The organism is uncultured Shewanella sp., from assembly GCF_947495455.1.
GTDB lineage: Bacteria > Pseudomonadota > Gammaproteobacteria > Enterobacterales > Shewanellaceae > Shewanella.
The window spans coordinates 22326-32072 of record NZ_CANLZC010000067.1; the positions used below are offsets into that span (position 1 = coordinate 22326).

The 9747-nt window shown below is 39.7% G+C and carries 8 protein-coding genes and 1 pseudogene; 4 read left to right on the top strand and 5 right to left on the bottom strand.

What is annotated here, in order from left to right:
- Positions 1-102 precede the first annotated feature (102 nt).
- Together map and glnD are read left to right on the top strand one after the other, a co-directional pair.
- Positions 103-900, top strand: coding sequence for a type I methionyl aminopeptidase (gene map, locus Q0791_RS16335; protein WP_299008624.1), 798 nt, complete (start codon positions 103-105; stop codon positions 898-900).
- Between the two features lie 171 nt (positions 901-1071).
- Positions 1072-3636 carry a bifunctional uridylyltransferase/uridylyl-removing protein GlnD gene (glnD, locus tag Q0791_RS16340; protein WP_299008626.1) on the top strand — a complete coding sequence of 855 codons (2565 nt, stop codon included), beginning with the start codon at positions 1072-1074 and terminating at the stop codon, positions 3634-3636.
- Positions 3637-3713: 77 nt separating this feature from the next.
- Here the strand turns inward: glnD and purU are convergent, their stop codons facing one another.
- The 4 genes and pseudogenes from purU to Q0791_RS16360 form a co-directional block, all read right to left on the bottom strand.
- Positions 3714-4547, bottom strand: coding sequence for a formyltetrahydrofolate deformylase (purU, locus tag Q0791_RS16345; protein ID WP_299008628.1), 834 nt, complete (start codon positions 4545-4547; stop codon positions 3714-3716).
- A gap of 222 nt (positions 4548-4769) precedes the next feature.
- Complete coding sequence (locus tag Q0791_RS16350; protein ID WP_299008630.1) at positions 4770-5216, bottom strand: flavodoxin; 447 nt, start codon at positions 5214-5216, stop codon at positions 4770-4772.
- Positions 5217-5522: 306 nt separating this feature from the next.
- The gene (gene truC / locus Q0791_RS16355; protein ID WP_299008638.1) at positions 5523-6311 is read right to left on the bottom strand and encodes a tRNA pseudouridine(65) synthase TruC; all 789 of its coding nucleotides are present in this window, start codon (positions 6309-6311) and stop codon (positions 5523-5525) included.
- Between the two features lie 240 nt (positions 6312-6551).
- Positions 6552-6890, bottom strand: a pseudogene (locus Q0791_RS16360) (YqcC family protein); the annotation flags it as partial.
- Between the two features lie 100 nt (positions 6891-6990).
- On the opposite strand from Q0791_RS16360, the gene Q0791_RS16365 reads away from it, so the two are divergent.
- Together Q0791_RS16365 and Q0791_RS16370 are read left to right on the top strand one after the other, a co-directional pair.
- Positions 6991-8004 (top strand): DUF3549 family protein, encoded by a 1014-nt coding sequence (locus Q0791_RS16365; RefSeq protein ID WP_299008632.1) that lies wholly within the window; start codon positions 6991-6993, stop codon positions 8002-8004.
- Entirely contained in the window at positions 7998-8357 is a 360-nt protein-coding gene (locus Q0791_RS16370; RefSeq protein ID WP_299008639.1) for a DUF3301 domain-containing protein, read from the top strand. Before Q0791_RS16365 ends, Q0791_RS16370 begins: the two co-directional genes overlap by 7 nt.
- A 1204-nt stretch (positions 8358-9561) precedes the next feature.
- On the opposite strand, the gene Q0791_RS16375 is transcribed toward Q0791_RS16370, so the two are convergent.
- On the bottom strand, positions 9562-9720 hold the full coding sequence (locus tag Q0791_RS16375) for a hypothetical protein (RefSeq protein WP_299008633.1): 159 nt from the start codon (positions 9718-9720) through the stop codon (positions 9562-9564).
- Positions 9721-9747 lie beyond the last annotated feature (27 nt).

Below are 9747 nucleotides of genomic sequence, written 5' to 3' on the forward strand. Positions count from 1 at the left end.
CAAACATAACGGCGCGCTTTATACCATAATTTAAACTTGAATACAAATTTTAACGTGGATTTTGCGGGCTCATTTTAGACAGTAAGGTAAAGAGACATCGGCATGAGTATTGTGATTAAAACGAGTGAACAAATAGAAAAAATGCGGGCTGCGGGAAAGTTAGCCGCTCAAGTACTAGAAATGATTGCGCCTTTCGTTAAAGCTGGTGTCACAACCAATGAACTCAATGATATTTGCGCCAAATATACCGAAGAGCAAGGCGCCATATCGGCACCCTTAAATTACCATGGTTTCCCTAAGTCCATATGCACATCAATCAATGATGTCATTTGTCATGGTATTCCCAGTGATGTTGCGCTAAAAGAGGGTGACATCATTAACATTGATATCACTGTGATTCTCGATGGCTTTCATGGTGACACTTCTAAAATGTTCTTAATTGGGGATGTCAGCCCAAAAGATAAACGTTTATGTCGTATTGCTCAAGAAAGTTTATATGCCGCTATTCGAAAAGTCCGTCCAGGCATGAAGCTAGGTGAGATAGGCACCAATGTTGAAAAATTTATCAAGGCCAGTAAAACAGGCTTAGAAAAATACACCATAGTCAAAGATTATTGTGGTCATGGCATCGGCGAAGGCTTTCATGAAGAACCACAAATCGTTCATTATAAAAATAATGACAAAACGGTTTTACGTCCAGGAATGTGTTTTACCATCGAACCTATGATTAACGCAGGCCGCCATGCTAGCGTTCTCGACAGTGAAGATAAATGGACTGTCACCACAGCAGATGGTAAAAATTCAGCCCAATGGGAACACACCCTATTGATCACTCAAAAAGGTGTTGAAGTATTAACCTTACGCGAAGAAGAAGACTTTCCAAGGATCATTAATCATTAATCATTAACCCTTAAGCACCTCCCTTCAAAAAGGGAGGCGCTCAAAATGACGCCTTTCTCATTCAGTTAACCCTTTTCATTAAATGCCATACCCTCCCTTCGCTTCACATTCAACCTATTAAGGTAGATAATAGAGAATATTATTCCCGCCACCGTATCGAGATCTTGTGTCATGAAATCAGCGCTTTGTGCAAAAAATGCTTTTCTCGCTCAAAATGAAACCTCTAAATCCGTATTCAGTTATGAAAGTGATGTATACGCACTGGTGACACAAAGATGCCAACTGGTGGATGACACCCTCAAAAGTGAATGGCTAGCCATAGGACTTGATACCTTGCCAGTCGCATTGATTGCGGTTGGAGGCTATGGCCGCGGTGAATTACATCCTCAATCTGACGTTGATTTATTATTTCTAGTCGATAATCAGTTGAATGAAAAAGGCGAACAAAAAGTCGGGGAATTTATTACGTTTTTATGGGATGCAGGACTGGAAATCGGTCACAGTGTCCGCACGATCACAGAAACACTTGAACAAGGTAAAAATGATGTCACCATCGCCACCAACCTATTAGAAGCCAGACTGCTATGTGGCCCACAAGCGCTATTTGCTGAGCTCTACACCCGTATACGAAGCGACGATTTTTGGCCAAGCAGCAAATTTTATCTTGCCAAACGTGAAGAACAAGCCCTTCGACACGCAAAAGCCAATGCCTTTGATTTAGAACCTAACATTAAATCTTGCCCCGGTGGTTTAAGAGACATTCAAACCATTACTTGGGTCGCTATGCGCTATTTTAATGCCGCTAAGCTCGAAGAACTCGTCTCCTATAATTTCCTTGAACCCATTGAATTAGAAGAATTATTACAATGTCAGGGTTTTTTGTGGCAACTCAGATTTGCCTTACATCTCATCGCTGGTCGCGATGAAAATCGTCTGCTATTTGACCTTCAACCTAGAGTTGCTGAGTTAATGGGCTATGTCGATGGCACTCAATTAGCCGTTGAATTGATGATGAAACAATATTATCAAACAATTAGACGAGTATTAGAGCTTAATCAGATGTTATTGCAACTGTTTAAACAAGCCACACTTTCCCATACCAACATATTAAAAGTGACACCCATTAATGAGGATTTTCAACGTCGTGGAAAGCTTATCGAAAGCTTATCGACTCAAGGTTTCAATCAGCCTGAAAAAATGATGACTCTTTTCTTGCATGTGGCTCAAGACATCAACATTAAAGGGATTTTTGCCCCAACGCTGCGCAGTTTAAGGCAAGCAAGAGACGCCCTTACTACGCCATTGATGGCCATTCCAGAATGCCGAAAAGTGTTCATGGAAATTTTACGGCATCCACAAGGCATTTCGGCCCTATCGTTAATGCATAAGCATGGCATCATGTCCGCTTATTTGCCTGCTTGGAGAAAAATTGAAGGCCAAATGCAATTTGATTTATTTCATGCCTATACCGTTGATGAACACACCCATAGACTCTTGTTGAATATTGAACGTTTTTCACAAGCTGATCAAAAAATGGAATTCCCCCTAGGTTCCGTCATTATTAATCAATTACCCAAAAAAGGGTTACTTGTTTTGGCAGCTATTTTTCATGATATTGCTAAAGGACGAGGTGGCGATCACAGCCAATTAGGCAGTCAAGATGCCATGGATTTTTGTCAATTACACGGTATGAACAGCCACGATGGTCGTATGGTCAGTTGGTTAGTGGAAAATCATCTTCTTATGTCTATCACAGCGCAACGACGGGATATATCCGATCCAGACGTCATTGCTGTTTTTGCAGATAAAGTCCGCACAGCCACACATTTAAGCTATCTCTATTGTTTAACTGTGGCTGACATGTGTGCAACCAATGATAAACTTTGGAACAATTGGAAAGGCGCGTTGCTCAGAGATCTGTATTTTTTAACCCAACGTGTACTGGCAAGAGGAAAAGAGAAACCTGTTGATATTCGCGCTCGAGTCCGTGAGCATCAAGCTAAAGTGAAAAAAGAGTTATTACGAAAAGGGTTTCAAGAAGAGGCGATTGATAAGCTCTGGCAACGTTTTACAGCTGACTACTTTATTAAACACCAACCCAACCAACTCAGCTGGCACGCCGAAGCCATACTTAAACACAAAAAAGATGAGCCCTTAGTCATGCTATCAAAGCATTCGACTCGAGGCGGAACCGAGTTATTTATTTACAGCAGTGACAAAGCAAAATTATTTGTCTCTATTATGGCAATACTGGATAACAAAAACGTCTGCGTCAATGATGCAACGATTTTGATCACTAAAGATAAATTTGTTGTCGACACTTTCGTGGTCATTGAACAGGACGGCAGCCCTATTACTCACCTTCCTCGCATACAGTCAATTAAAAAAGCACTCATTAAAGCCTTGAATAATCAATCGCCTAAATTACCTAAATTTAGAAAATTGCCAAGAAAAATGAAGCATTTTAAAGTTGCCACTCAAGTTAGCTTTCCACCAAGCCCCAGAAATGACACCAGCATGATGGAGCTTATCACACTGGACTGCCCAGGGCTGTTAGCAAAGCTGGGCGACGTGCTTTATCGTTGTAAAATTAATGTCCGTGCAGCAAAAATTAGCACTATAGGTGAAAGAGCTGAAGATTTCTTTTTATTACAGACAATTGAAGGCGGAAAACTCAGTGATGAGCAAAAAGCAGAGGTGAAATCATCATTAGTTAGAATGTTAACAGCAGAATAATACCAATCTAAATAAACATCGATAAACAAAAAGGGAAATATCCCCCTTTCCCTTTTTGTTGTGCATCAACTTATTACTTAAAATACAACCGTTTTATTTCCATAAACAACAACTTCTTCATTAAGCACTAATTGCAACGCCTTGCTCAATACACTTTTCTCAACATCACGACCACACCGCGCCATTTCTTCAGCGCTATAACTGTGATCAACATGGATCACATCTTGCTTAATAATGGGACCTTCATCTAAGCAATTATTCACAAAATGAGCGGTCGCGCCAATAATCTTAACGCCTCGCTCCCATGCTTGTTTATAGGGTGATGCGCCAATAAACGCAGGCAAAAAAGAATGATGAATATTAATGATTCTATTCGTGTATTGTTCAACAAAATCTGGCGTTAATATCCGCATAAATTTAGCCAGTACGACATAATCGGGCTCATACTGGTTAATTACCTCCATCATCGCTTGCTCATGCTCAGTCCGACTTATTCCTTCATGACTCACATAATGAAAAGGAATATCGAATTTTTCTGCCAAGGGTTTTAACGTATCATAATTCCCTACAATCGCGGCAATTTCTACATTTAAACCACCGTAGTAAGCTTTCATGAGCAAATCACCTAGGCAATGTGCTTCTTTCGTTACCATAATAACGACACGCTTTATGCCTGTATCGACTAATTTAGTGTGATGATTCTTGGGTAACACCTTATTAAGATCGGCTAATAAGGTTTCAGTATCGAAAACACCTTCCAACGCAGTACGCATAAAAAACCGCCCTTGTTGGTTATCAACAAACTCGCTATTCTTAACAATATTGAGTTTGTGCTGATAGCACACCCCTGTTACTCCTGCTAATATGCCTTGAGCATCATCACAATCGGTGATCAATATCTTACGTTCCATAACTCCCCTTCGCTACTACGGTATTGAGTTCTCATCACTATCACAAGCCATTCAACGAGGCATTGCGGGTGATCTTATCATTTGAAAGACGCCAGTCTACCTTAGCTCAACAGGATCTTAAAACAGGAATACGACTAAATAAGTTAAATTTAATGGTGTTTGAGAGCAAAATAACAAAAAAAGACCTCAAGTTGACAAAGATCACGTCTGAGCCAGTACAAATTATAAAAGCGACTGCCAGGACTCAATCCACTTTAACGCTTCCACCTCAGGCTCCATCGTTTCTCCAGCATCAATTTTTAATACTTCACCTAAGCGTTTCGCACCCAGTTCACTCAACAGTGCATCAAATTGTAAGCCCGCACCACAGAAAGTTTCATAACTGGAATCTCCCAATGCAATCACGCTATATTCCAAATTCGGTAAATAGGGAGCCGCATTTTTCAATTCAGAAAACCAAGGATAAATATCGTCTGGAACATCACCTTGACCTGTTGTTGCACATACAATCAACAAGATCTCATTTTGAGGCGGAATAAATCCTTCTAAATCGTCAGCTTGATGCAGTCCAACTTCATTTCCTGCATCAAGTAACGCTATTTTAATCGTTTCAGCAACATACTGGGCGCTGCCGTATACCGTTCCATAAACTAAATTAATCTTTTTCATGTATACTTAATCCTATGAGTGATGAATGATCATTGGTTTTCATATCCCACATAACGTATTAATAGGTTACCGCAATAAAAGATCCACTGGTAACGTATTGATGATGTCATCGCAGAGGTCTATTATGCGACATGTTTATCGATATAAGCACAGAAAACAAAAACAAAAAGCCGCTCAAATCAGACGAATAAAATACTTTTTAACAGAAAACACTCCCGAATCGCAACCGCTCCCCCCTTATTTTTACCGCGCCAAAAAGCGAAATTAACGAGCAGGAATAATATAAGCTTACTCAAGAAGATCCACTTATATTAAGCAGCCTTCATCTTGACTTAATATCTCTTCAGTCCAGCCTAGTCCATGAAATAAAGGCAACCATTCTGGATCTAACTCCGTTTCAAGCACCATTCGCTCTCCCGTCCTTGGGTGATCAAAACATAATTTTTTCGCAATCAACCAAAGACGATTAACATTAAAGTGCTCTCTAAAAAATTTATTTTGCTTACCGTCTCCGTGAGTGGTATCACCGATAATGGGGTGACGTAAATGAGCCATATGACGCCTCAATTGATGCTTACGGCCTGTTAAAGGCTTAAGGTAAACCAAGGCATATCGACTCGTCGAATAACGACCCGAAGCATAAGGGATCTCAGCATTGAGTAAAGGCTGATAATCTGTCACCGCATCCTGCGCCAATTTACTTGCATTCACATTTTTATCGCCAAGGGCATCCAGTTCTTTCTTTAAAGGATAATCGAGTCTAGCCGCCTCATTCATATTCCCTCTTACTACAGCTAAATAGTGTTTTTCAATACTGTGGCACTCAAATTGTTCACATAATTGCCGTGCCATTTCACTGCTTTTTGCAAACAATAAGATCCCCGATGTAGGCCTATCTAAACGATGCACAGGATATACATGACAACCCACTTGATCTCTTAATAACTGCATAGCAAAAAAGCGTTCCTTCCTTGCCAAATACGTTCGATGAACTAATAGCCCAGCGGGTTTATGAATGGCAACAATATCATCATCTTCATATAAAATAACCAACTTTGGCGGCACTTCATCATCAGAAACAGAACAGTGCTCCACTGATAGTGTATCGCCACTTCCATCAGAAACAGAGCTGTGAGCCACTGATGATGTATTACCATGTTCATCAGAAACAAGGCCCTGCTCCACTGATGGTGTATCACCATGCTCATCAGAAACAAGGCCCTGCTCCACTGGTGATGTATCACCATGTTCATCAGAAACAAGGCCCTGCTCCACTGGTGATGTATCACCATTGCCATCAGGATCGGCTTGAGAGCTCAAAAACAAAGCATCAAAATACTGAAACTCTTCCACTAACTCATTAAGGTTAGCGTCCATTCCCCAAACTTGCTCAGCCATTGGCGCTAATCCCATTTTATTGGGTAAAGGTAAGTTTTTCTCGATCAGCACTCGCATTTGCGGTAAAAAGACAAATTGAAGCCACTGTTCAAAAGTCATTGAATCGATGGCAAATGGAACTTGACTCAACATAGCTTCAGCAGAAGGCGCTTCGACAGGTAAACGCTTTTTTACAAACAATAACCTTTCAATATGAATTAACTTTTTTTGAACAAGGGTATGCAACATATCTGACTTCTTAAATGTAATAGGCTCAATTTTTTCAAATAAGATCATACCATCAATGCCCAAATGAAATGAAGATGCTCATTTCACTTGGGTATAATGTGACTTATCCCTATAATACCTACTCAATTTCTTATAATGTGGCAGTAACATGGATAAAATAACAACACTTAGCCAATTTCTTTCATTAGGTGGCAGCCAATTTCAAGTGTATGAAATGGGCCGTCGAGTGCAGCATATCGATACTGATACATTTGAGCAAATTGAAGCATTAACAATTCCTTACCCCAGCCCTTTACTGGGACACGCTCAATTTGCTTTAGTTTTCTGGGATGAAACACAAGATCATTTCATTTGGTTTTTAAAGCTCCCTCTGGATGAGCAAGGCCTACTCTCTCCAGCGCCCCGCACACAATTTATAAAAATGATCATTGAAGCGCTGGGCAACGCTCCCACACAAAAACTGACCCAAGCACAGCAAGACAAATTGGCTAATCACCCCTTTAGCTTTAAACCCAGTCCAGAAAAACTGGCCATGTTCAATGCGCTAGTGAGAAAAAAACTAAACCAAGCTCCTTCGCAGCAATACCAAACTGCCTATGACTATTTAGCAAACAAGCATAAAGGTAATCAATGGGAAAAAGTAGGTTTACAAGGCATAGCAGATGTTTGTGTCAGAATGAATGACAATCCCCATCTCGAGCTCATTAAAAATGGATTATCTCAGTCCCCCATTGAAGTTCAAATCGCAATCTGTCAATGTTTGGAACACTTAAGCATTGACGCTTCTTTAGCGCATTTGTTATTAAACCAAATTATAAATGAGCAAACAGATCATAATCTTTATCGATTGAGAGCGCTTGCTTCCTATCCTAATTTGGCTAAAGAAGCCATAATGCATTGGGATCGACAAAATCAATTAACACCTGAATTGCTTATTACCATCGCAGCCAGGAATTGGACAACACTCCAAGATACACAGTTACAAACACTTTATTTAGACGCGTTAGCCAAAAATGAACAAGCTTTTTTTAATCAATTATTCATTGAATTAGTTGCAATACCTGTGTTAAGACCACTGCTACTTGCCCAACTTCGTAGCCCTGAGCGAAGTCCTCAACTTACCCAAGCCATAGGTGGATTATTCAAGGCAACCAAATCATGATTGATATTTTCATTATTCTTGTCATCGTCGTTATTATTGTTTTCTTCTGGCAACTGAGACAAATGGCAGAAGTGAGTCGTATTTACGTTAACAAAGAATGCCAAAAGCAACATGTTCAACTTTTAGCCATTGCACAAGACTCTGCTCGTCCAAGTCTAGGCGGAAATACTGGTTTTACTTGGAAAGCAAAATATTTATTTGAATTCAGCACCAATGGCATTGATAAACATCAAGGACACATTTTGATGTTAGGCACAAGAGTCCAAAAAATAGAATGGCCTGTTTTTCCAGAGCCTGAATGGCAACAAGCACCTGATGCAAAAGGACAAATAGGTCGCTGCCCTAATCGCTAACACTATGTGTGTACTGCCAGTGAAATTAAATGGCAAGAAGCAGCTGTTTCAAAGCCCTAAAGGACAGATAGATCGTTGCCCCAATCGCTAACACTATGTGTGTACTGCCAGTGAAATTAAATGGCAAGAAGCAGCTGTTCCAAAGCCCTAAAGGTGCAAAAGGACAAATAGGGCAATGTCCAACAATCCATTTTCATTTTAAAAATCAATTTTATAAAAGAAAAGGCACGACATAAGTCGTGCCTTTCTATTTATTGATTAAGCTATCCCGCTATTTTCATGCTCCCTGCACCATCCGTGGGATCAATATGCTCCATGCTTCATCCATGTGCATCCATGTCATCCTTGTACCTATTAGGTACACCATCCTTGACACCGCACTTATCCTTTGCTTGGCTTGCTTAATCCTTCAGCGTGTCCAGAATCATCCTTGAGGATGCGATTGGCCATAATCCTTCTAATATTGCCATCCAAAGCAACCTGCAATAATCCTTTGCAGAAATGGCACTTTTCCTTTATGAGATAAACGGCTTAATCCTTAAAGCCTCATCCTTGATCACACACATTAACCGTATCCTAATCCTAACCTAAGGCTAGAGATTGGCTTATTCCTTAAGCTATTCCGCTGTCATCCATGAAAATTTTTACATACTGTCCTTGTAACTTGCCTTTCAGGCAACAACTTTCGTCCATTTTTGCAACCATCCCTTTGCTATTAGCCTTCATCCAGAAAGCCTCATCCATAAGCCACAAAGTGTAATAGCTAGCGTCCTGAACTAAATACCACTCAATTGACCTCCCTGTACCTTCTAAAGTGTAATCCAAAAAAACAAAATAAACACAAGCAAAACACTATAATAACAAATGTTTCTTATAGAAAAAAAAAGCATAAAAAAATAAACTATTGTTAATAATATAAAATATCAAAAATAAGACACGATATATTGAATATTATGAAGAATATTTATTTCTATTTGTGCGAAATAGCTTACAAGACTTAAGGACTACAACCTATTATGTAAATATAATGTAACTATAATTTAGCTTAACCTAAATATCGGCACTCAGCATCAATTAAGAAAAAAATAAAATAGCACTCATTACCCAATACCCAAATTAAGGTTTTGAGATCCTTAACCATCCCTGTCAGCAATATTATGTTTAAATTCAATTTCTGGCGTAGCTTGCTCGTCATGTCCCTATGTCATTGCCCATCCTTTGGCAATTGAACCTTCATTAATGGGCATTTACCATAGAAAGTGACAATACTGCTTTTCACACTCAAGCTTAGCAACACACCTCCTTGTTTAACGTCCCTATGCCATTGTCCATCCTTTGAAAAACCAATATCCTTAATCGGCATTTCCTACTGCCTCTTGCAATACTGCTT

Excerpts from the sequence above, each read along its gene's own strand:
- glnD (WP_299008626.1), top strand. The coding sequence starts at position 1,072 with ATGAAATCAGCGCTTTGTGCAAAAAATGCTTTTCTCGCTCAAAATGAA.
- Q0791_RS16350 (WP_299008630.1), bottom strand. The coding sequence starts at position 5,216 with ATGAAAAAGATTAATTTAGTTTATGGAACGGTATACGGCAGCGCCCAG.
- Q0791_RS16375 (WP_299008633.1), bottom strand. The coding sequence starts at position 9,720 with ATGCCGATTAAGGATATTGGTTTTTCAAAGGATGGACAATGGCATAGG.
- purU (WP_299008628.1), bottom strand. The coding sequence starts at position 4,547 with ATGGAACGTAAGATATTGATCACCGATTGTGATGATGCTCAAGGCATA.
- Q0791_RS16365 (WP_299008632.1), top strand. The coding sequence starts at position 6,991 with ATGGATAAAATAACAACACTTAGCCAATTTCTTTCATTAGGTGGCAGC.
- map (WP_299008624.1), top strand. The coding sequence starts at position 103 with ATGAGTATTGTGATTAAAACGAGTGAACAAATAGAAAAAATGCGGGCT.